The following is a 23,694-nucleotide window of genomic DNA, read 5'->3' as shown; positions in this document are numbered from 1 at the left end:
GTTGTTGAAGTATACACATATATTAGCATATTTATTTATTGAACCATGTAGGGGAAGACACTACATGCATGAACATATTGAAAATGGAGGGTTTACAGTGAAGTGGAGAAGAGTGGGGATACTCGTTATCCTATTATCATTGATGAGTAGTGGTCTTATTTTTGCCGATGCTGCAACATCTAAGGTGAAGCTTTTAATAAATGGAGCAGGCATAGAAGATGGTGGTTACCTAATCGAGGGGAAAACATACATTCCAGTCCGTGAATTAGATGGATTGACCCAATACAATGAAGCAACGAAAACCGTAACCTACAATAAACCAAACGTGCATATATTTTTATTTACGGAGGATGGCGTATTTGGAGATGTGAAAAAAACGGGGAAGCTGAAGTTTAATGTATTTTCTCAAATCGATAATTTAAAAGTAAATATTAGTGCTGTTCGTGTTAGCATTATTGCACCAAATGGAGCAAGCAAGGTCATTCAGACTAAAGAAATCAAAGGAAAACTAGATAACTTCTGGTTCCGTACTGAGGACTTTACTTATGATTTTAAAGCTACAGGAAAATATAAGGTAGCGTTCTATATGAAACAGGGAAAAAGTTTTTCACAGGTAGCTGAAAAGGAAATTAATGTCCTTAATTAATGCTTTATAATAAAACATATCTTTGTGAATTGACCTGTCCCTTTGAAAAGTGGTACGATACGTACAGATTGTAATGTCAATTAAGACAATTTAACAAAAAAGGTGAGGGTTTTATAATGAGTGAGCACAATCACGAACACGGTGAAGCATGTGGATGTGGACATGACCACGGTCATGATCATGAGCATGAAGAGTTTGTATTAACATTAACAGATGAGCATGGCAACGATGTTGAAATGGTTCTTGTGGAAACATTTGATGTCGCTGATAAGCTATATGCACTTCTACTTGAACGTAATAATACAGAGGCAGATGGTATTATTTTGCGTCTAGAGGAAGAAAACGAAGAAATGATGTTGTATAACATCGAAGATGAAGCAGAATGGGCTTTAGTTGAAGAAGCATACAACAAGCTTGTTGCTGACCATGAAGGCGTGTAATTAAAGTTAAAAGAGCTATTCCTCACTCACTTTTTAGTGATAAAGGAATAGCTCTCTTTTGTTGTGCTGAATTAATTTTTAAAAAATGGGATCTGCTTCAATAATAACTTTAACTTGTTGCACAGAACGATCCTCAGGACCTTTTACAGGTAAGCCAACCTCAACATGATCTACAATATAGTCGATATTGTCTTGAGAAATAACTTCCCCTGGTAACAAGATCGGAATTCCAGGTGGGTATACATAAATAAACTCTGCAATAATTCGACCTGCTGACTCCTTAAAAGGTACAACTTCGGTATCCGCATAAAATGCATCACGAGGGATGAGGGATAAGAGCGGAATTTCAGGTACTTTTACAATCAATTCATTTGCATTGTTCTCAACATAAAAAGTTTTGGACAAGTCGCGTAGTGCTTTTAACAAGAAATCAACAGAATCCTGGGTATCTCCAAAAGTTACAAGACACAAGATGTTATACATGTCACTAAGCTCAACCTCGATATTATAATGCTCTCTGAGCCAGTTTTCAGCCTCATAGCCTGTAATGCCAAGATGACGGACATGGGTAGTCACTTTAGTCGGGTCAAAATCATACGTTGCTTCTCCGCCTAAAATTTCTTTGCCAAAGCAATACAAGCCTTCGATTTGGTTAATTTGATAACGTGCATAGTGAGCAAGCTCAATCGTTTTTCCAATTAACTCGCGACCATTCAGCGCAAGATTTCTTCTTGATGTATCTAATGATGCAAGCAATGGATAAGAGGTAGAAGTTGTTGTAAGCATACTTAAAATTGTTTGCACACGTTGTGGGTTAACAAAGCCATTTTTAGTATTTACGTTTAACACAGAGCTTTGCGTCATAGAGCCACCAAGCTTATGCACACTTGTTGCAGCCATATCGGCACCAGCTTGCATCGCAGACATAGGCAAATCTTCGTGGAAATGAATATGCACACCATGAGCTTCATCTACAAGCACGGGCACACCAAACTCGTGAGCTAATTCAACAAGCTCAGCTAAGTTAGCGCAAACACCAAAATAGGTTGGATTTATAACTAACACGGCTTTTGCATCGGGATGTTTTTTTAACGCTCTGCTAACGGAAAAAGTAGTAATTCCATGATCAATCCCAATGGTCTCATCTTGAGAAGGAGAGACGAAAATTGGTTTTGCTCCTGAAAATATTATGGCAGACATGATGGATTTATGAATATTCCTTGGGATGATAATTTTGTCCCCTGGTGAACATACGGACATAATCATCGTCATAATGGCACTACTCGTACCTTGCACAGAAAAATAAGTATAATCAGCACCAAATGCATCTGCAGCCAATTGCTGTGCTTCCAATATTACTTTATTAGGCTGGTGCAAATCATCCAAAGGTGCAATGTTAATGAGATCGATCGATAAGGCGTTATCGCCAATAAATGCTCGAAATTCTTCATCAGTTCCTTGTCCCTTCTTATGACCGGGAATGTGGAACTGAACGGGATTGCCGGCCGCATGCTGTTTGAGGGCTGTAAATAGCGGCGTGCGTTTGTGGTCCATAATGGCCATCCCTACCTCTCTTGATATTATTTTTAAACAAGGTTGAGTATAGCAAATTAGTGCAGGATTGCAAGCAAAGGTTTTTGTGAGCTCCTATATTTTATAGGCTTGCCTAGGTTACAATGAATTATTGATTGCTTTAATACCAGTAAAACCAACATTTAGCTAATCAATTTTATTAAAATGATATATGTGAATCATACTTGGGTAAGCTAACATTAACCGTCATTGTTGTGTAGGGAGGAAATAGCTATGAAAATTACATCCAGATTGTCTGGAACTCGTAAATTAATTACACCCACCTTTTTATGCCTATGGTTAATTATGTTTTTGGTGGAGTTTGTTAAAGGTTCCTTAATTGTAGTGATATTACCTGTATACATGGGAAGTGTGCTCCAATTAAGCACGTTTGCGATCGGCTTATCGTTTTCTCTGCAATATATCGGGGACAACGTCTTTCGTAGCCCTGCGGGATGGCTAATTGAACGTATTGGATTTCGAATTACAATGGTCGTTGGACTGATAGTTACTTTTCTAGCCGTTGCCTTAATCGCCTTTACCTCTTCTGTTGGGTTTATCGTGCTTGGTTGTGCGCTACTTGGCGTAGGGACTGCACCGTTATGGCCATGTGTCATGATGGGAATTACGTCTGTAACAAAATCCAACAATAATTTTGGGACGGCGATGGGGATTATTCAAATGTCCACGTTAGGGGGGACAGGTGCAGGACCTGTTGTAATGAACTTTTTTCCACAAGGCTCTTATCATATCGTTTTTTGGATATTATTAATATGTCTTGCTTTAAACATTGTGGTTGCTTTTTTCCTTCCAGGGAGAAAGCAAGAGATTCATGTCTTATCAAATCAATCAGCTACTCGTACAGAAGGTAATGGGAAGCGGGGGCTTTTAGGAGCTTGGTCAAGATTAAAGGGCACTATAAAGCATATTAGACAACATTTAGACGTACATCCGTTGTTGTATCCTGCCTTATTTTTGCAGTCGTTTGCGATAGGCCTACTTACACCCGTTATTACCTTGTATATATTAAATGTGTTAAAAATGTCCTCCCAAGCCTATAGTGCTTTGCTTGTTGTTGGGGGTGCTGTAACTGTATTAGGTCTAATTCCTGTAGGCAAGCTGTCTGATCGAGTTGGAACAAAGTGGTTTTTGCATATCGGTTTTGCTTTATCCGCGTTTGCGGTGGGATTATTTGCAATGACAAGGTCTATTCCAACAGTGTGGTTAGCGGTGATCTTAATCGGGGTTAGTTACGCCTGTATTTTACCAACATGGGATACGATGATTTCCCACACCCTACCAGAAAGCGAGAAAGGCACTGTATGGGGCTTCTTCCTCACTATTCAAGGCTCGGGTATGGTTGCTGGTCCGATTGTCTCAGGCAAGCTCTGGGACGTACTAGGACCGTCCTCGCCATTTTTAGGTAGCGCTATAGTAATGGCAATCCTATTTGTTATTCACATCATATTAGCGAGACATCAGGCACCTGTAAAGGTTCCAGCTTAATCTGGTTCAATGATTAAAAATTAAAATGATCCTTTATACAACGGAAGTAAAGTTTGGAATGTCTGCTCAATCGTTTGAATGAGAGCTTCAGGCTGTTGTAGTAAAGGGTCATTTTTTTCAATCCTTAACCCGCAAATTCCTTCTGCTTTTTTGACCGTTTTAATTTTTTGACTCATTTGTAGTAAAGTTTCCTTCGTACATTCCTGATGTAGAGTTCCTTCTGGACTCATATGATCAAGCGACCAATAAAAATTAGCAGGGATATTTTTAATTAATTTATTGCTATTCTTTTCTAAGTAATTTGCAAAATTTTGTTTATTTGGGCTTTCATAAATAACAGCAACAATAATAAATAAATGACTTTCAAATAGACCTACTTCAAAATGAGGCAACGCTTTATACCCACGTTTATTTGGTCCCCATGCAATCCAAGTATCTTTAGGTGGGTTTACTTTTCTACGAGCATGTTTTGCAACGTGTGGGTACATTTCTTCATTACAAATAATCGATAGAAATGGTGTCATCAGCTCTCCAAGCTGTGTTAATTTGGGACGAATATGAGTAATGATCGCCTCCATTCTACCCTCCAGTCCTGGTGTAGTTAAGCTAGCAAAATCCTGTTCAGTAAAGCCGTTAAATACCATATATTTTTCCTCCTGACAGTCCAAATCTTGTATGGGGCAAGTATACCACACTTCATGTTAGGTTTTTTTTAAGCTCTAATGAAGAGTTAATGAAAAATAATTCATCTTGTCTCGATGATATCCAATCAATAATTACATTTTTGCATCATAAGATGAAGTATAGCCTTTACATCATAATGATTAAGGAAGTGATAGTTAGCTGTAGGGCGTAAGGGAGGGAATGCGGTGAATAAAAGTGATGAGGTAGAATACTGCAATTTAGACCTTCGATTCAACCGCCGGCATATTAGACAAATAATTACAGAGCTAATCCAAGATGGTTACTCCTTATACTGGAGTGAAAGTGATTCTAAGTTTATTCTTTCTGTTCGTACGGGACGAAAATTAACAAAGCTGTGCTTTGAAGCTGTAGGATCAGGATATAAACTAGAGGGCAATTATGTCATCAGAGATGTCAAGCTGGCTGAGTGGTTTGAGAAGCTAATTGAAGACTTTAGAGGTCATGCAGTTGTAAAAAGAACAAAAAATAGTCATACAATGGTCCAAAATATTATATTTGGCGAAGTGATGACGATGGTTGAAATTTCTGGGGTGAAGCAACGGATTTTGTACCAAAAGGAACCACTCCTAGATGCTAAAAGATTACAAGAGCTAATGTCATCCCAAGCGGCTGAGCAACAATTAGAACAACTTGAACAAGAGCTTAATTTAGAATTAGATTTATTAAATGCCTTGCTAGAGAAAGGTGATCATGAGGCAATAGAAGCTTGTAAAGAGCGACTGAGGCTTATAAGAAGACAATTAATAATGCTGGAATGGTAAAATTAGAAAGGGTATATTGTGAAGTATATCATTGTTGAAAATGAAAACTTTATAAATGTTAGATGAACCTCTCGCTAGGGGGGTTCACTTCTGCATGTAAAAGCGTTAAAATGATATCATCAAAAAAATATAGGAAGCAAAGGATGGAGACCATGTCTAAACAACAAATTGGTGTTATTGGCCTTGCCGTTATGGGTAAAAATCTGGCCTTGAATATTGAGAGCAGGGGCTTCACCGTGTCTGTATTTAACCGTTCCCCTCAAAAAACGCATGATATGCTTGCGAATGAGGCACAAGGTAAAAATGTAGTTGGCACGTTTTCAGTTGAAGAGTTTGTACAGTCTTTGGAAACACCTCGTAAAATTTTAATCATGGTACAAGCTGGAACAGCAACAGATGCAACCATTGAGTCGTTGCTTCCATATTTAGATCAAGGCGATATTATTATCGATGGTGGTAATGCATATTTCCCTGATACTCAGCGCCGTAGTAAAGATTTAGAAGCAAAAGGCTTCCGCTTTATCGGTACAGGAGTATCTGGTGGTGAAGAAGGAGCACTTAATGGACCTGCTATTATGCCAGGCGGACAAGAAAGTGCTTATAAATTAGTTGAACCGATTTTAACTGCAATTTCTGCAAAAGTTAATGGTGACCCTTGTTGTACATATATCGGCCCAGATGGTGCTGGTCACTATGTGAAGATGGTGCATAACGGGATTGAATATGGCGATATGCAGCTAATTGGTGAAGCGTATCATTTGCTTAAGGATGTACTTGGCTTAGACGCTAAAGAGTTCCATGAGATTTTCTCTGAGTGGAATAAAGGCGAGCTTGACAGCTACCTCATCGAAATTACGGCAGATATTTTCTCCCAATACGATGAAGAAACTGGTAAACCTATGGTGGACGTTATTCTTGATGCTGCGGGTCAAAAGGGAACTGGAAAATGGACAAGTCAAAGCGCACTTGATCTAGGTGTTCCTCTTTCCATGATTACCGAATCTGTATTCTCCCGTTTCTTGTCTGCAATGAAGGAAGAACGTGTTGCGGCAAGCAAAATTTTAAGTGGGCCAGCTAAGCCTGAATTTAAAGGCGACAAAGCAGAATTTATTGAAAATGTACGTAAAGCATTGTTTGCAAGTAAAATTGTTTCGTATGCTCAAGGTTTTGCACAAATGCGAGCTGCTTCCGACGAATACGGTTGGGATTTGAAATACGGAAACATTGCAATGATTTTCCGTGGTGGTTGCATTATTCGTTCGCAATTCCTTCAAAATATTAAGGATGCATACGATCGTGATGCAGCACTTAAAAACTTGTTGCTTGATCCATACTTCAACAATGTAGTTACAACGTATCAAGATGCATGGCGTAAAGTTGTTGCGACTGCCGTTGAAAATGGAATTCCTGTTCCTGGTTTCTCCAGTGCGTTGTCCTATTATGACAGCTACCGTACAGAGCGTTTACCAGCGAATCTATTGCAAGCACAACGTGATTACTTTGGTGCTCATACCTTTAAACGTGTGGATAAAGAAGGCGTATTCCATCATCAATGGTTCTAAGCAGAGTATGGAATGTTGAGCTTACTGCTATACCAAGAGAGAGCTAACAAATAGCTCTCTCTTCTTTTAATTTCATAATATAAAACTTTAGTTTCCTGTAGTAGAGTAACTTGGCCGCTTATGTTATGATAATAAAAAAGTTATTTAATGCGTTACAGCGGTTAATCGCTAATAAGAGTGACACAGATAAAAGGGGATATGTGCATGGACGTAATCGTGAAGCCTGTTGGTGAGCTTAAGGGAGAGTTTGGTGCTCTTTCTTCTAAAAATTATACAACGAGATATTTACTTGTAGCCGCGCTGGCAGAAGGGACGAGCACAGTATATTACCCTGCCCATAGCGAGGATAGTGATGCTATGCGTCGTTGCATTGTTGATTTAGGTGCTGTCATTGAAGAGGATGATGAAAAGATCGTAATTACAGGCTTTGGACGCAATCCTAAGCCAAATCAGGAGCTTAATGTTGGTAATGCAGGTGCAGTTTTGCGCTTTTTAATGGCAATTGCTGCATTAGGAGATAATATTCATTTTGTAAATACGTACCCAGATTCATTAGGCAAACGTCCACATGATGATTTAATTGTTGCATTAGAGCAGTTAGGTGCCAAGGTTACACATCAAAATGGTAGATTGCCGATTACAATTGAAGGAAACAAGCCACAGGGTGGAAAAATCACTGTCTCTGGAGAAGTAAGCTCACAATATTTAAGTGCACTGTTATTCCTAACGCCTCTTTTACCTGAGGACAGCGAAATTGAAGTGACAGGTGATTTGAAATCAAAGGTTGTTATTGGACAAACGTTAGAGGTGCTAGAGCAAGCAGGTATCATTATTCACGCTACAAAGGATTATACAACATTCCATGTACCTGGTCGCCAGTCCTATGAGGCTAGAACTTATACAGTACAAGGGGATTACCCAGGTTCAGCGGCTATTTTAGCAGCAGCTGCGGTGACTAAGTCCGACGTTAAGGTTCATCGATTAATGGAACGAAGCAAGCAAGGCGAACGTGCGATTGTAGACGTATTACAAATGATGGACGTCCCACTAAAACATGAAAATGGGGTTGTACATGTTCAAGGAAATGGGAGACTTCGTCCTGTTGAGTTTGATGGAGATGCAGCAACAGATGCGGTATTAGCGATGGTAGCAGCTGCGGTATATGCACAGGGGAGCTCTAGATTTTATAACGTAGAAAATTTACGATATAAGGAATGTGACCGCATTACAGATTATCTAAACGAGCTACGTAAAGCAGGCGCAAATGTAGAAGAAAAACAATCCGAAATTATTGTGCATGGTAGACCAGATGGTATTGAAGGTGGCGTTGAAATTGATGCACACTATGATCATCGGGTGATTATGGCGTTAACTGTTGTTGGCTTGCGTGCAAGACAACCTATCGTTATAAAAGACGCTCACCATGTCGCTAAATCGTATCCGCAGTTTTTTGATCATATGCGTTCGCTTGGGGCAATCATTGAGGAGTATAATAATTAAGGATTCAACATTTAGATTCAGTGATTGATAAGCAGTAAGCATTATGGAGAAAGTAATACGAGTTCAACACTATAGCGGAGGTGTGAGAAATGGCTTTTGAAAATCCTACACGGGAACAAATTAAAACCATTTTACAAAATGCAGGGAATATAGCTGTCGTAGGCCTATCGGACAAAACTGACCGTACATCTTATATGGTTGCAGGTGCCTTAAAGCAAAATGGTTATCGGATTATCCCTGTCAATCCAGCTGTGCAAGGTGAAATTTTAGGCGAGCAAGTATATGCTTCATTAGCTGATATCACAGAACCCATCGATATCGTTAATGTATTTCGTCGTAGTGAATTTACACCCGAGATCGCTAAGGAAGCAGTAGCCGTCAACGCTAAAGTATTGTGGCTTCAACAAGGAATTATTAATGAAGAAGCTGCACAGATTGCTGCTGAGGGTGGACTTACTGTCATTATGGATCGATGCATCAAGGTAGAGGATAGTCTACTTATTGGTCCTCGAAAGTAAATCATATAAAATAGGCTAAATTATTTAAGTTAAATAAGGGAGAGACGTAAAGAGACCAAGGAGACTTTTTACGTCTCTTTTTTATTTGCTTTGGTGTACTGAAAAATAGATTAATCTAATTTCAGCAACAAAGTGAAAATAATGTTGATTAATTCGTGCTATTCATTGTATTTTTCGTGCAAAATGCATATAATATATGTATAATGTAAGAAAGGAGTACATTTTTATGGCTGGTAATACCACAAATATTAGCATTCGAATGGATGCAGAACTCAAGACACAGGCAGATGCTCTTTTTGCAGAGCTGGGTATGAATATTTCAACGGCATTTAACATCTTTGTTCGTCAATCTCTCCGTGAGGGCGGACTTCCCTTTGACGTAACACTAAATAAGCCAACTAAGGAAACCATCGCTGCAATGCTTGAAGCGGAAAGGATTGCAAAGGATCCCAATGTTAAGGGGTATACTGACTTAAATCAGCTTTTTGCAGACCTGAAGGAATGATTAAGTATACAGTTAAAGTAACTACTCAATTTAAAAAAGACTACAAGCTCGCAATGAAGCGCGGACTAAAGACTGACCTTTTAGAACAGATTGTAGAGAAACTTGCGAGTGATGTTTCTTTACCCGAAAAGAATAAGGACCATGCTCTTACAGGTAATTGGAGAGGACACCGCGAATGCCACATACTTCCCGATTGGTTACATGTTTATCGTATTGAGGATGACGTTTTAATTTTGACCTTGGCTCGAACTGGTACAGTGATCTGTTTGGAAAGTAGGCAATGCCGTTGGGGGGTCCCATACGGCATTGTTTTATTTATCACACTGAATTTTGCACTTATGTCCTTGAATATAATTTTTTTACTTCCTCTAATATACTGTCTTGTGGGAAAGTCTTCTAAAATGTTGTCTTAATTTTCACATTATTTTTCAAAGAGAATAATACATATAAATATTCAAAATAATACAAATGAATAGAATTAATGCTTTAATTAAGGTTCATCATATAAATTAGTAGATGAGAACAACCCAAGCTAGCGAAGGGGCAGAGGGATTTTGGAGAAGTCGAACTCTCTGTCCGTAGCCATCCATCTCCATCATTGGCAACCATTGATTTTTGTGTGAAGCCTTAATTAAGATGCTAATCATAAATTAGCTAACAAAGCAAGTTATAATTTTTCTTTTTTCCTTTGACAAATTTATAAGGCTAGGCTTACCATATTAGACAGAGAAGAGCCTAATGCGAGTATATATAATTAAATAAAGCATTAGGAAGCATAACTTTATATAGACAATAGGGGGTCACAGCATGATACAAGGCATCGGTGCAGCAGTAGGCGTTGCGATTGGCAAGGCTTTTGTGCTACCTGCCTGGGATTGGGATGTACCAGATCAGCGTATGGAGAAGGTAGATCTATCTCTTGAATTTGAAAGGCTATATGAAGGAATTCGTACTTCTAAAACCGAAATTGAGGATATGAAAAATGAGATTAAGGAAACGGTTGGGGTAAGTGAATCCGGCATTTTTGATGCTCATTTAGCGATTTTAGAAGATCCTGTATTTATGAGCGAAATTCAAGGCATTATCGAACGTCAGTATAAGGCAGCAGAGGTAGCTGTAAAGGAAGCTATTGATCACTTTGTAACGATGTTTGACTTGTTGGATGATGAATATATGAAGGAACGTGCGTTAGATATTAAGGATGTTGGAAATCGGTTGTTAAAGCATTTGTTAGGTACACCTGAGGTCACTTTGCCAGCAGATACTAACCCTTATATTTTAGTTGCACGTGAGCTTTCACCATCACAACTTGTGCATTTAAATCCAAATCATGTACTTGGAATGGTCACTATGGCGGGTGGACTTACTTCGCATTCTGCGATTATGGCTCGTGCATTAGGAATTCCACTAGTTTCTGGTCTAGAAAATAAATTAAGCAAGCCGCTAGAAACGGGAGATTTTTTAGTTATAGATGGCGGTGAAGGCAAAGTTTTTGTTGATCCAAGTGAGGACATCATCGCACATTATACAGCAATTGCTGAGAATCAAGCGAAGCACAAGGAACAATTACAAGCACTAGCTACCGTTGATGCTGTGACACAAGATGGCGTTCATATGCACTTAATGGGTAACATTAGCTCGATGAACGATCTGAGACAGGTACTAAAGCATGGAGCAGAGGGCGTTGGATTGTTTCGAACTGAATTTTTATATATGAATCGCTCTGAATTCCCTGAAGAGGAAGAGCAATTCGAGGTGTATAAGCAAATCACCTTAGCTGCAGAAGGAAGACCTGTTGTGATTCGTACACTGGATATCGGTGGAGATAAGCAGCTTGAGTATTTTGATCTACCTGAGGAAGAAAATCCATTTCTTGGTTATCGTGCCATTCGAATTTGTTTGGATAACAAGGAAATGTTTAAAACACAACTATGTGCTATCTTGCGAGCAAGCGACTACGGAAATGTAAAAATCATGTACCCAATGATTTCTTCATTGGAGGAATTAAGGCAAGCTAATGCAGTTTTGGAAGAAGCTAAGCGGGATTTAGATCAACGTGGTCTGAAATACAATGCAAACATACAGGTTGGCATTATGATTGAAGTACCAGCAACGGCACAAATCGCGGATTTGTTAGCCGCTGAAGTTGATTTCTTTAGTATTGGTACAAATGATTTAGTACAATACGTGTTAGCCGTGGATCGGATGAACGAAACGATCGCTCATTTATACCGTTGGTATCATCCAGCTGTGTTAAGAATGTTGCGTCAAACGGTACAAGCAGCCAAGGAGGCAGGGATACCTATTAGTGTTTGTGGGGAAATGGCAGGCGATGAGAAATCCATCCCGATTTGGATGCATCTTGGTGTAGACCACCTTAGTATGTCACCACAATCCTTGCTTAGAGTGAAGCATAAGGTATTGAATACAAATGCAGCACATGTTCGTGAGGTTGGTGCACGCTGTTATCAGCTATCGACTGCGACGGAGATAGAAAAAGAGTTAAATGAAGTTTAATTAGAGCTTTGGTGTAAAAGCTGAATCATTACTGAAAACCTGAATTTAAAGGTAAAAAGGTAGTGCCTCACTTCTGTATTAGTACAGAGTAGGTACTACCTTTTAAATTTTTTATTATTTATTTTAAATGGCTCAATCTTGAAATTAGTTCTTGACCGCTAACCCAAATTAGCGAAGAGACAGAACGATTCTGAAGATTGTCTTTTAAAATCAAATTCCATCCATCAATAGACTTTAATAAAAAGGAATATGATTTTAACACAATCGCAAGAACGCTCTGGATCGTAGCTACCAGACTCCTATCGTTGGCAAGTACTAATTTCTAAATAGAGCCTTTTAAATTAAATTTTAAAGCTATTTTTGAGCTAAAGCGTCTACTAATGCCTTTCCATAAGGCGGAAGGTCAGGTGGACGACGTGCTGAAATAATATGTCCATCTACAACGACAGGCTCATCCTTCCAAATGGCACCGGCATTTTCCATATCATCTCGAATTCCTGGAGTAGAGGTAACTGTAACTCCGTTTAAAATTTTCGCTGAAATCAACACCCAACCTGCATGACAGATTTGTCCAATCACTTTCTTTTGTTCATGAAATTCAGAGATTAATGCTAATACTTTTGGGTAACGACGTATTTTATCAGGCGCCCAACCTCCTGGCACAAGAATTCCATCATAATTTTCCCCATCTATTTCCTCATATGAAAATTGTGCTTCAGCCGGCACACCATATTTTCCAATGTACTTTTTTCCTTTTTCCTGACCAACAAGGTGAACCTCAGCACCCTCTTCTTGGATGCGATAAATAGGATACCACAACTCTAAATCTTCAAACTCCTCGTCTACGAACGCGATAACCTTCTTACCTGCAAGTCTCATATTGTAATTCCTCCTATTTGTGGTCTGAAAATACTTCAAATTTTATTGTATCAAAAAGAAAATAAGTTTCAAAATTTTTGTAATATACTTTACTTGAAAACCTTTCCAAGCCATTATTTCAAATTAACGTATATAATAGAATAGGAACAACTGAACCAAGCATTAAGATGGGGTGAGATTGTGTGGAAGTCATGTCATTGTGGACAAACTATGAATCTAGGTTTTAGATTCGTTATTTCTAAAAATGGAGTTAAATTAAAACGGGTACCTGTATATGAATGTGAAGCAGGATGCTCATACATGCTTCATCCAGCTATTAAGGATGATATGAAACAATTTTTATTAACTTTAAACCAAACAAATAAGAAAATTAATTATGAGATTGATTTTACAGAAATGAATGAATTTGCTGCTGTATTATGGGAATTATATGAGTCATGGGATGAAGATAGCACTGAGAGCTTTGAGAACGCTTTTGAGCACAGATGTGAGGAAAGAATTAATTTATTGTTAGACTTATATGGCTATGCTAAGTCTTCAAAGGATGAAGAATGGATGGAAACATTAACAAAACGACTATCTCAATTATCTAAATATGTTAATAATATGTTTTTTACTGGCGTAAATTGATTATTTTCATGATTTTTCACTGTTTTGAGTTGTTTTTCACTTTGCCTTTTTGTTAAAATATTAGAAGACGTTAATCATATCGTTAGATTGTCGTATATCCAATTTAACAAAAAGGTCAGAGTTACATACAGACACTAACAAACTAAGATGGACATGTTATTGAGGCTAGAGGAGAGACTAAAGGGTTGAAATCTGACGATAATTCAAATCAATCTGGTCTGAATAAGGTGTTTAGATTGCGTAAAGTAATAATTTGTCGTATCATAATTTTAATTGGAACACAGGAACAGACGGAATTATAACAAAAAAATGTAATAAAAATCTATTTATAATGGAGCGAATAACGTGACGGTTACCATTTATGATGTGGCACGTGAAGCAGGTGTCTCAATGGCTACAGTTTCCCGGGTTGTTAACAATAACCCGAACGTGAAACCACAGACACGAAAAAAGGTATATGAAGCAATTGAGCGTTTGGGATATCGTCCAAATGCTGTTGCAAGAGGGTTAGCAAGTAAAAAGACAACGACAGTTGGCGTAGTTATACCTGATATTTCCAATTCTATCCTAGCAGAAATTGCTCGGGGGATTGAAGATATTGCGAACATGTATCACTATAATATTATTTTGTGTAATGCAGATAAGAAAAAAGAAAAAGAAATTAGAGTTATTAATACACTGTTGGAGAAGCAGGTGGATGGATTATTATTTATGGGTGGGGCTGTAACTGAAGAGCACATTCAAGCCTTTAAAACCTCTTCTGTTCCAATCGTATTATGTGCAACAAGTGACGAGCAAGGGGAAATTCCTTCTGTTGATATCGATCATGAAGCTGCAGCATTTGATGCAGTAAGTACATTGATACGTCATGGGCACACACATATTGCGATGATTAGCGGCACACTTCAAGATCCTGCAAATGGTTTTGCTCGTTTCCAAGGTTACAAACGTGCACTCGAAACAAACGGGATTACGTATCAAGAGGATTTAGTTCGTATTGGTAATTACCGTTATGAATCTGGTGTGGAAGCTATGAAATATTTCCTTGGATTAAAAAATCGTCCGACTGCAATATTTGCAGCAACAGATGAGATGGCAATTGGTGCGATTCATAGCATTCAGGATGAAGGCTTGAAGGTTCCAGATGATTTTTCTATTATTAGTGTAGATAATATTCGTATGGCTTCAATGGTGCGACCACAATTAACGACAGTAGCGCAACCGATGTACGATCTTGGTGCAGTAGCGATGCGTTTGTTAACAAAACTAATGAAAAAAGAAACAGTTGAGAATCCACGAGTTATTTTACCACATGAGACGATTTTACGGTTATCTGTAAGTCACCTTTAATTTTGTTGTTTACTATATACAATAGATTAGATATGAAAAGGTTTGACCAAGAAAAAGCACCAGTAATGGTGCTTTTTTTGAGAATATGGAGGAGAAATAGCAATGGCTAAAAGAATAGGATTAATTGGAGCAATGGACGAGGAATTAGCTTTGTTGCTGAAGCAGGTCGAGAATCAACAGAAGCAAATTTATGCTGACAGTGAATTTATTACGGGTACATACTTTGGACATGATGTAGTTGTGTGTAAATCAGGTATTGGGAAAGTTAATGCTGCGATAAATACGCAAATTTTAATTGATCGTTTTGCTGTTGAAAATATAATCTTTACTGGGGTAGCTGGTGCCGCTGACCCATCTTTAAACATTGGTGATATTGTTATCTCATCATCCTGCCAACAACACGATATGGATGCAAGTGCACTTGGGTATAAGGTGGGTGTAACACCTGATCAGGAGGTATCTGATTTCCCTGCTGATCTAACCCTGATTAAGCTAGCAGAGCAAAGCTGTCTGCAGCTTGGAGCAGACTGCCATTATATTGTTGGACGTGTACTTTCAGGTGATCAATTTATTTCAGATAAGGCAATCGTTAGTAAACTTCATGATACATTTGGAGGGGCATGTGTAGAAATGGAGGGTGCTTCTGTTGCACAGGTATGTCATCGTAATCAAGTTCCTTATGTTGTCATTCGTTCAATGTCAGATAAAGCAGATAATTCCGCACATATGAACTATCCTGAATTTGTTGTTATTGCGGCTGATCGTTCCTTTGAAATTATACAAGGAATATTTAAACAGTTGTAATCGAGTTCAACGTCCAGATTCCCAAATATCAATTTTATTTTCTAAATATAAAGAAGCTGCCTATGCTTAGACAGCTTCTTTTTTTATCTTATTTCTGAAATTGTACACCCTTTGATCCAAATGATTCTCCAGAAGCGTTAACAGCAGTAACTTTAATCCAGCCCTGCTGTGCTTCTGATACGATCGCATAGGAGTTATTGCTTGTTGTAGCCACTTTGGTATACGTGCCATCGGCACTATCCGACATATAGATGTTGTATTCTGTTGCGGTATTACTAGCATTCCAGCTTACCGTTAAGCCATTGACACTCACATTGTTAGGTGTAACTGGTATTTGGTTTGGATCACTATCAGGATTGTTTGGCTCTTGTTGTCCTTGCCCTCCTGAAGTCCCAGCAATTGCGCTTGGTGCCGATTCTTTACCCGCCACATCTACTGCAGTAACATAATAGCTGTAACTGGCGTTAGAAGAACCAGAAGCAATTGAATTTGCATCTCCAACTAGAGATGTATTCCCTGTATATTCAAATGCACCGCCATTAACAGAGCGATATAGACGATAACCAACAACATCCTTCTCAGGACTGCTACTGAAGGTGATTGTAGAGCCAGATACCCTTACATTCGATGGAGGGGATGGAGCACGACCATCATCACCACGAGGGTCTGTCTTATAAGGTGCATCCTCCTTCGCATCCTTAGGAATGTAATAGCTAATATCTCGATGAGATCGCATGTATCTAAACGCTTTTTGTAATTCTTCAACAAGTTCTTTAATTGGTTTTTCGCGCTTCATAACAACTTTTTCACGTACCATGTCAGAAGGAGTACTTTCTAGTGGTATATAGTTAACACCATCATACGTTACGTATTTCGCACGCACTAGTACATCTTCAGTTGTTTTAGGTACAAATTTCGCATTAAAAATATCTGTGACAAGATTGCCACCCGTTAGTGCACTTGGTAGCTTACCGCTGTAACCAGATACAGTGCGTGTAACGATCCCATCCGGTTTAGTGAACTTACTCGTTTTAAATAGGTCTTTATTACTCTCTGTGACCTCATTCATAACACGTGCCCAAATAGAACGAGCTCTAGATCTTCCTTCTTTAGATAACGTATTAACAGGCTCTTTGTAGCCAATCCATACACCTAAGGAGACATCAGGCGTGTAGCCCATAAACCACACATCAGCGTAGTTTTGTGTTGAACCCGTTTTACCCACGACTGGTATTTTACCATACTTCTTAAAGTCAGATTTAATGGATTTACCCGTTCCACTCGTAATTACAGTTCTAAGCATATCTGTCATTAAGTACGCAGACTGCTCCGAGAAGACGCGTTGTGGTTCAAGCTTATGTTTATAAATGACATTACCTTTGAGATCTGTTATTTTCTCAATCATATATGAGTCGTTAAATTGTCCGCCATTGGCAATTGAGCTATAGGCATTTGTTAATTCCTCAACTGTCACGCCATATCTTAGTCCACCTAAAACACCTGTCTGGGCTTGATAGTCATTTTTGTCGATGGTTGTAATTCCAAGCTTCTTAGAGAAATCCCATGCCTTATCAATCCCTAATACCTGATTAAAAATTTTAAGAGCTGGAACGTTTCTTGATTCGTTTAATGCTGTTCGAGCAGTTACTAATCCTTTGTAGCCACCACTCGCATTACCGGGAATATGATAGCTCGTATTTGAGTTTTTTAATATGATTGGTGAATCATCGATTACACTAGCCGGTTGAATTAGACCGAGCTCGATTGCTGGTAGATAGGCAGCGATCGTTTTCATAGTTGAACCTGGTTGTCTCACCATTTGTGTTGCATAATTCATCTGTTCGGTGTAAAAATCGCGACCTTCAATCATCCCTAAAATTGCACCGGTTTTATTGTCAATCATCGTTGCCGCGACCTGCTCAAGTCCCTTCTTTTTATCCTCAGGGCTAAAGTTTTTCGCGTTTTCAGAAACTTTATGCATCGATTTGTACACCTTAGGGTCAATCGTCGTATAAACCAGATAACCACTACTTAAAAGCTGTTGTCGTCCTTCCTCAAGCAATTGAGGGTTTTTGGCGATTTGTTCCTTGCTTAGATCAGGATTGTTCATCTGGGCAATCACTAATGCTCCTTGACGTTCTGTTTCCATCATTAAGTAAGGATAGGTTTCATATGCTTTTTTTGTTTTAGGTGCTAATGAAGCCTTAATATCGAACGCTAATGCTTCGTTATATTGTCCATTACTAATTTTTTTCTCTTCAAGCATACGTTGCAATACTAGTTTTTGACGCTTTATGGCACGATTAAAGGCAACTTCATTAAACTCCCCTTTACCATTAAACGCAGAATATGAGGAAGGGAGCTGAGGTAGCCCAGCCAAATAGGCGGACTGAGCAATATTTAGATCACTTAAACTAGCATTAAAAATCCCTTTGGCTGCTGCCTTAATTCCATAAACCTGAGAGCCACTCACGCCATTACCAAAAGGTACTTTATTTAAATAAGCAGTAATAATTTCAGGTTTACTTAAAAAGCGCTCTAGACGAAAAGAGAGTAAGATCTCTTTAATTTTACGGTTATCCGTACGATCAAGATTAAGGAATACACGACGAGCCAACTGCTGAGTTAATGTACTTCCTCCAGTTTGTACACTTTCTTTAAGTACCCGTTGTTTAATTGCGCGCATTGTTCCGTTAAAATCTACGCCAGGGTGCCCCATAAAATTGTTATCTTCGATTGCGATGACTGCATCAATTACGGTTTGTGGGATTTCTTTAAAGGTAACTGGACGACGATCCTCTTCTGTTCGAAGCTGCCCGATTGCAGAACCATCACGGAAGTAGGCAAAACCTGTCATTTCATTATGATTAATTTTTTCCAGAATATCCGCACGTGAACGTACAGGTTCATCAAAAACTACAGAGGATACGTAGCCAAATACGGCACCTCCAACAAATAAAATTCCTGCAAAAACAAACAAGGTTAAATAACCAAGGATTGACCAAACTAGTTTTCCTCGTTTACGCTTGGGAGCTTCATGTTTCCCACTTCGTCTCACTTTGTTTTTGTCAGAATTTGTATCATTTTCTACCATGAGAAGCCTCCTTTTAACAGCAACATTATAGCATAAAATGAGCCATCTGAAACGTTTTTAAGGTAATGATCAGCAAAAAACAGTCCTAATTTACTGTTATAATTATTTATTTGCAAAATATTAAATGTATGGTAACCATATAGGTCTATGCTCCTACGCACCTAATTATATTTTACAAAGCTATGTAAAAGTAACGAATTATAATTAAATAATGTTGCATAACATAAAATAGATAGAGCCTAATAAAAAAACAATCGCTCTAAAGAGCGACTGTTTTTTTAAGCTGTCTCCGTTAATATTAACGGTTGTAGAATTCGACGATTTGTTTTTCGTCAATTTCTTGAGACAATTCAGCACGTTCAGGTAAACGAATAAATTTACCCTCCATTGCTGCTTCATTAAACTCAATATAAGCTGCAAGATGTACGCGGTTTTCAATAGCTTCCTTGATAGAAGAAAGACCACGGCTTCTTTCACGAAGACCAATTACATCACCAACACTCAAACGGTAAGAAGCAATGTCAACTTTTTTGCCATTAACAGTAACATGACCATGGGATACTAACTGACGAGCTCCTGCACGAGAGTTAGCGAAGCCAAGACGGTAAACAAGATTGTCCAAACGGCTTTCAAGCAAGATCATGAAGTTTTCACCAGCGATACCTGGCATTTTTTGTGCTTTAGCAAACAAAGTGCGGAATTGCTTTTCGCCTAAACCGTACATGTGACGCAATTTTTGTTTTTCTTGTAGCTGCATACCGTAGTTGCTAAGCTTTCTACGTTGAGTAGGACCATGTTGTCCTGGAGGGAATGCTCTTTTCAAGTCTTTGCCATTGCCGCTCAAGGAAATTCCAAGGCGACGGCTTAATTTAAATTTAGGACCAGTGTAACGTGCCATTGTATAGGTAGACTCCTTTAAAAATAATTTTAGTGGTAGGGTTCTACTTGCGTTCGTTTTTGTTTACTGAGCGATGGGATAGATAAATTCGCCCAACTAACACGAAAGTTCAGCCGCTGTCGTGTCAGCAACAAAATACAAGAGGGTGCCGCATGCGTTACGCCCTAATCAAGACTCTATCCAGTCTTTATCAACAATAAATTTTAACGAAAGGTGGGTGTAAAGTCAAGGGGAGAGCGTGGAAAATATCTTAAATTTTTTGTTTAAAAAGGATATCTTTTGTCGATAGGTCTTTTTTCCTAAAAAATTTCTCCAAATTAAGGGAAAATGATGCAAATCCCTTATTATAATAGTAATATAAACATATGGGTCAATTTTCATAATTCGTATGTACAACAATTGGTTCATAACTACGACTAGAGAATTTGGCAGGCAAAGTTTTATGTAGTGCTTTCGATAAATTACACAAAAGGCTTAGATCGTATTTAGTCACTGCTACAAATAGGAGTGAGAAGGAGCTTTTTATGGTAAAACAGTTACGGGAGGGCTCTATGGACAGTAGAGTGAATACAAGCAATCCTTTGCCGCCAATAAATAATTTGGGGGATAAGACAACTTGGCTTAATGGGCTTGATATCACTAAGCACGATTATCCTTATATAGAATCACTTTTGAAAAATAGCTTTAACTTCTGGAAGCAACAAGCTAGTGAGCTATATCAGCTAGAGGGTACCAAGTGGTATGTTGCTAATATCACCGCTAAAATCATTCAGGATGATTTGCAAGTGCCTTTATTAGAAAAGGAGACTCTAATTGTTAGTGAACTCGTTAAGCAATGTATTGAACAGCAGACATCTATTACAGAGTATACAGAATTTGCATCTTGGATTGCCGTCCCAATTACTACACGTGTCGCTGATGAGCTTTTTGCTGTTTTAGTATGCTTTTGGGAGAGGAAGTTAGAAGGTCTATCCCCTGAGTTTATGGTAAAGGTAGGGGCACAGCATTTCCAAAGTTGCTTTTATACTCATTTTGAAAATCTGTTTGTTACCGATTTATTGCAATATGAGAAACAAGCCAAAAGAGATGAAAATCGAAGATCAGTTCTTTTTAAAATAGTTCAGAACCTACATGATAAAATAGATGTTGATTCTGTGCTAGCAGAAACATTTGAACGTGTTGAAGAGTTGTTTCCATCTGCCTCAATTCAGCTGTTCATGTCTCAGGATCACCCAAGCAATGATCCTCGCGTCAAATCCTTGCAGCTCCAGGGAGAAAATAACTCGCTATGTGTACGTGCGTATACAGAAGGCGAAATATTACAACGGCGACTGGCAGGTGCTGATCAAGCTGCTAAAGTGGAGGCTGCGATTCCCTTCGTGGGAAAACAAGGCATATATGGCGTGTTTCATATGGTTGAATGCTGTGAATTGTTTGAAGATTTAGATTTGCAGTTAATGAGTATGCTGGTTGACACAGCAGGTATTGCTTTTGAAAATGCAAAGCTCTACGAGCAGTCGAATGCACTCGTTGATGAATTAAGATTAATTAATGAGGTAACGAAACGCTTTAATCAGAGCTTGCAATTAAACGAAGTTTTTAAATACGCGACAGATGAATTAATGTCTATTTTTAAAGCGGAATTTTGTTGTATTACACAGGTTGATAAGACCAAAAATATAATGGAAGTCATGTCCTGTAATGTTCCATCCCTTGAAAATAACATATTTCCAGTCGATTATGGCTATAGTGGGCAAGTGCATTCCACACGAGAAGCGATCATCTTATATGATTATGCCTCCTATAACCAGATCACATCTAAATTAATGGAAGAAACCAACTCCCGTTCGTTGATTGCAGCTCCACTCATTACGAGAGGCGAAGTTAATGGGGTCGTAATGCTTTCTCACCCTGAGGAAAACTTCTTTTCATATGACAATTTTAAATTGCTTCAATTGTTAGCCTCACATATTGGTCTTGCTGTTGCTAATGCTTCACTACATGCAGAAGTGAGAAGGATTGCTAACCAGGACATGTTGACTGGATTATTTGCAAGGCATTTTGTGGATGAGGTCATTCAGGAGCACCAAAGCAAGGATACAAATGGGTCGTTAATTCTCGTAGATATTGACCAATTCAAACAAGTAAACGATACTTACGGACATCAGATTGGTGATAAAATTTTAAAGCAGGTTTGTACCATTATTAAAAATTCGATTCGTAAAACGGACATTGCTGCTCGTTGGGGCGGGGAGGAGTTGGCAGTATACCTGCCTGGGGCAGATGTGTATAATGGGTTTCAAATTGCTGAAGCGATCCGTCTTAGAGTGGCAACAAATACAGAGCCAGCGGTTACTGTATCTTGCGGAATAGCCGATTGGAACCATTATGAACAGACGAGAAGCGTAGAAACATTATTTTATCAAGCGGATATGGCATTATATCGTGCGAAAAATAGCGGACGTAATCAATCAAAAATGGCGAAGACGCTGTAAAAAAATAGTAGTGACTCCATTGAACGTTCTAAACTGAACGTTCAATTTTTGTATATTTAGTGCTACAATGAATTAAAGAATTAACCAATGTTCAAAGTGTATGATTAGGAGGCAGACAGAAAATGAAAGATCCAAGAATAGCTACCTTAGCCCACAATCTTGTTCATTATTCCATCGATCTTGAGCCAGGTGAAAACGTATTAGTTGAAATGATTGGTGAGGAATTTGATTTATTAAATGCAATTGTAGAGGAAATCGGAAAAAAGGGCGGCAATCCGTTTGTTGAGCTTTCTAATCGTGTTGTCCAACGTTCTTTATTAAAGTCTGCTTCGGCTGAAGCAATTAAAACATGGGCAGACTATGATCTGATCCGTATGCAAAAGATGGATGCTTATATCGGTATTCGTGCAGGCTCTAACGTCAATGATTTATCAGATGTACCTGAAGAAAAAATGAAATTGTATAACTCACTTTATTGGCATGCAGTACATAGTGAGCAACGTGTGAAGAAAACCAAATGGGTTGTTCTCCGTTATCCTAATGCGAGTATGGCTCAGTTGGCTAATATGAGTACCGAAGCCTTTGAAGATTTTTACTTTGACGTTTGTAATTTAGATTACGCAAAAATGGACAAGGCTCAGGACGCCTTGCAGCAACTTATGGAACGTACTGATAAGGTAAGAATTGTGGCACCGGGTACAGATTTAACCTTTTCAATTAAAGGGATTCCCGCTGTGAAATGCTCAGGTAAACGTAATATTCCTGATGGCGAAGTATACACTGCACCTGTACGCAACTCCATTGAAGGACAAATTAGCTACAATGCAGCGTCTCTATACAACGGCGTTACCTTTGAAAATGTTGTATTTAAATTTGAGCAGGGTAAAATTGTTGAAGCAACAAGTAATAATACAGAACGAATTAATGAAATTTTGAACTCTGATGAAGGTGCAAGATATATCGGAGAGTTTGCAATTGGTTTCCATCCGTATATTTTGCATCCGATGAAGGACATTTTGTTTGATGAGAAGATTGCTGGAAGCTTCCATTTCACACCAGGACAGGCGTATGAAGAAGCTGACAATGGAAACCGTTCTTCTATCCATTGGGATCTAGTCTTAATTCAACGTCCTGAATATGGGGGCGGCGAAATTTATTTTGATGATGTGTTAATCCGAAAAGATGGTATTTTTGTAATTCCTGAATTAAGTGGTTTAAATCCTGAAAACTTGAAATAGGGGAGAAATACCTTGCCTAGATAACAGTTTCAAGGTATCATAAGATTAGATTTATTCCAATGTTGATACGGAGG

The 23,694-nt window shown here is 38.5% G+C and carries 20 protein-coding genes; 15 read left to right on the top strand and 5 right to left on the bottom strand.

Going from position 1 to position 23,694, the window contains the following annotated elements:
- Positions 1-97: 97 nt before the first annotated feature.
- Entirely contained in the window at positions 98-646 is a 549-nt protein-coding gene (locus ABE099_RS09560) for a copper amine oxidase (RefSeq protein WP_430030560.1), read from the top strand.
- 116 nt (positions 647-762) lie between these two features.
- Positions 763-1,086, top strand: coding sequence for a DUF1292 domain-containing protein (locus tag ABE099_RS09555; protein ID WP_430029678.1), 324 nt, complete (start codon positions 763-765; stop codon positions 1,084-1,086).
- Positions 1,087-1,164: 78 nt separating this feature from the next.
- Here the strand turns inward: ABE099_RS09555 and ABE099_RS09550 are convergent, their stop codons facing one another.
- A complete protein-coding gene (locus tag ABE099_RS09550) occupies positions 1,165-2,640 on the bottom strand; it encodes an aminotransferase class I/II-fold pyridoxal phosphate-dependent enzyme (protein ID WP_430029676.1) in 1,476 nt (491 codons plus the stop codon).
- 252 nt (positions 2,641-2,892) lie between these two features.
- Between ABE099_RS09550 and ABE099_RS09545 the strand changes: the two genes are divergently transcribed.
- A complete protein-coding gene (locus ABE099_RS09545; protein ID WP_430029674.1) occupies positions 2,893-4,164 on the top strand; it encodes an MFS transporter in 1,272 nt (423 codons plus the stop codon).
- Positions 4,165-4,184: 20 nt separating this feature from the next.
- Here ABE099_RS09545 and ABE099_RS09540 read toward each other — a convergent pair whose 3' ends face one another.
- Entirely contained in the window at positions 4,185-4,808 is a 624-nt protein-coding gene (locus tag ABE099_RS09540; RefSeq protein WP_430029672.1) for a DUF1054 domain-containing protein, read from the bottom strand.
- 225 nt (positions 4,809-5,033) lie between these two features.
- Between ABE099_RS09540 and ABE099_RS09535 the strand changes: the two genes are divergently transcribed.
- The 7 genes from ABE099_RS09535 (at position 5,034) to ptsP (ending at position 12,232) form a co-directional block, all read left to right on the top strand.
- On the top strand, positions 5,034-5,630 hold the full coding sequence (locus tag ABE099_RS09535) for a hypothetical protein (protein ID WP_430029669.1): 597 nt from the start codon (positions 5,034-5,036) through the stop codon (positions 5,628-5,630).
- A gap of 152 nt (positions 5,631-5,782) precedes the next feature.
- Positions 5,783-7,192: an NADP-dependent phosphogluconate dehydrogenase gene (gene gndA / locus ABE099_RS09530; RefSeq protein ID WP_430029667.1), complete on the top strand. Its 1,410-nt coding sequence runs from the start codon at positions 5,783-5,785 to the stop codon at positions 7,190-7,192.
- Positions 7,193-7,396: 204 nt separating this feature from the next.
- Positions 7,397-8,692, top strand: coding sequence for a 3-phosphoshikimate 1-carboxyvinyltransferase (aroA, locus tag ABE099_RS09525; RefSeq protein ID WP_430029664.1), 1,296 nt, complete (start codon positions 7,397-7,399; stop codon positions 8,690-8,692).
- A gap of 89 nt (positions 8,693-8,781) precedes the next feature.
- Positions 8,782-9,210, top strand: a complete 429-nt coding sequence (locus ABE099_RS09520) for a CoA-binding protein (RefSeq protein ID WP_430029662.1) — start codon at positions 8,782-8,784, stop codon at positions 9,208-9,210.
- A gap of 226 nt (positions 9,211-9,436) precedes the next feature.
- The gene (locus tag ABE099_RS09515; RefSeq protein WP_430029660.1) at positions 9,437-9,715 is read left to right on the top strand and encodes a type II toxin-antitoxin system RelB/DinJ family antitoxin; all 279 of its coding nucleotides are present in this window, start codon (positions 9,437-9,439) and stop codon (positions 9,713-9,715) included.
- Positions 9,712-10,128 (top strand): type II toxin-antitoxin system YafQ family toxin, encoded by a 417-nt coding sequence (locus tag ABE099_RS09510; protein WP_430029658.1) that lies wholly within the window; start codon positions 9,712-9,714, stop codon positions 10,126-10,128. The genes ABE099_RS09515 and ABE099_RS09510 overlap by 4 nt, the downstream gene beginning before the upstream one ends.
- A 394-nt stretch (positions 10,129-10,522) precedes the next feature.
- On the top strand, positions 10,523-12,232 hold the full coding sequence (ptsP, locus tag ABE099_RS09505) for a phosphoenolpyruvate--protein phosphotransferase (RefSeq protein WP_430029656.1): 1,710 nt from the start codon (positions 10,523-10,525) through the stop codon (positions 12,230-12,232).
- 354 nt (positions 12,233-12,586) lie between these two features.
- On the opposite strand, the gene ABE099_RS09500 is transcribed toward ptsP, so the two are convergent.
- A complete protein-coding gene (locus ABE099_RS09500; protein WP_430029654.1) occupies positions 12,587-13,111 on the bottom strand; it encodes a type 1 glutamine amidotransferase domain-containing protein in 525 nt (174 codons plus the stop codon).
- A 300-nt stretch (positions 13,112-13,411) separates the two neighbouring features.
- On the opposite strand from ABE099_RS09500, the gene ABE099_RS09495 reads away from it, so the two are divergent.
- From ABE099_RS09495 to ABE099_RS09485, 3 genes are all read left to right on the top strand, one after another.
- On the top strand, positions 13,412-13,741 hold the full coding sequence (locus ABE099_RS09495; protein WP_430029652.1) for a hypothetical protein: 330 nt from the start codon (positions 13,412-13,414) through the stop codon (positions 13,739-13,741).
- Positions 13,742-14,086: 345 nt separating this feature from the next.
- On the top strand, positions 14,087-15,091 hold the full coding sequence (ccpA, locus tag ABE099_RS09490; protein WP_430029650.1) for a catabolite control protein A: 1,005 nt from the start codon (positions 14,087-14,089) through the stop codon (positions 15,089-15,091).
- A 102-nt stretch (positions 15,092-15,193) separates the two neighbouring features.
- A complete protein-coding gene (locus ABE099_RS09485) occupies positions 15,194-15,895 on the top strand; it encodes a 5'-methylthioadenosine/adenosylhomocysteine nucleosidase (RefSeq protein WP_430029648.1) in 702 nt (233 codons plus the stop codon).
- 88 nt (positions 15,896-15,983) lie between these two features.
- Here the strand turns inward: ABE099_RS09485 and ABE099_RS09480 are convergent, their stop codons facing one another.
- Entirely contained in the window at positions 15,984-18,989 is a 3,006-nt protein-coding gene (locus ABE099_RS09480; RefSeq protein WP_430029646.1) for a transglycosylase domain-containing protein, read from the bottom strand.
- Positions 18,990-19,287: 298 nt separating this feature from the next.
- Positions 19,288-19,887, bottom strand: coding sequence for a 30S ribosomal protein S4 (gene rpsD, locus ABE099_RS09475; RefSeq protein WP_210088129.1), 600 nt, complete (start codon positions 19,885-19,887; stop codon positions 19,288-19,290).
- A gap of 524 nt (positions 19,888-20,411) precedes the next feature.
- Between rpsD and ABE099_RS09470 the strand changes: the two genes are divergently transcribed.
- Positions 20,412-22,382 carry a sensor domain-containing diguanylate cyclase gene (locus ABE099_RS09470; RefSeq protein WP_430029643.1) on the top strand — a complete coding sequence of 657 codons (1,971 nt, stop codon included), beginning with the start codon at positions 20,412-20,414 and terminating at the stop codon, positions 22,380-22,382.
- Positions 22,383-22,504: 122 nt separating this feature from the next.
- Positions 22,505-23,620 carry an aminopeptidase gene (locus ABE099_RS09465; RefSeq protein ID WP_430029641.1) on the top strand — a complete coding sequence of 372 codons (1,116 nt, stop codon included), beginning with the start codon at positions 22,505-22,507 and terminating at the stop codon, positions 23,618-23,620.
- The last annotated feature ends 74 nt before the right edge of the window (positions 23,621-23,694 follow it).

The sequence above is a fragment of the Paenibacillus turicensis genome (assembly GCF_050461185.1).
In the GTDB taxonomy this organism is placed as follows: domain Bacteria; phylum Bacillota; class Bacilli; order Paenibacillales; family Paenibacillaceae; genus Fontibacillus; species Fontibacillus turicensis_A.
The sequence above is the reverse complement of the archived record's forward strand: the minus strand, read 5'-3'. Positions and strand labels throughout refer to the sequence as shown.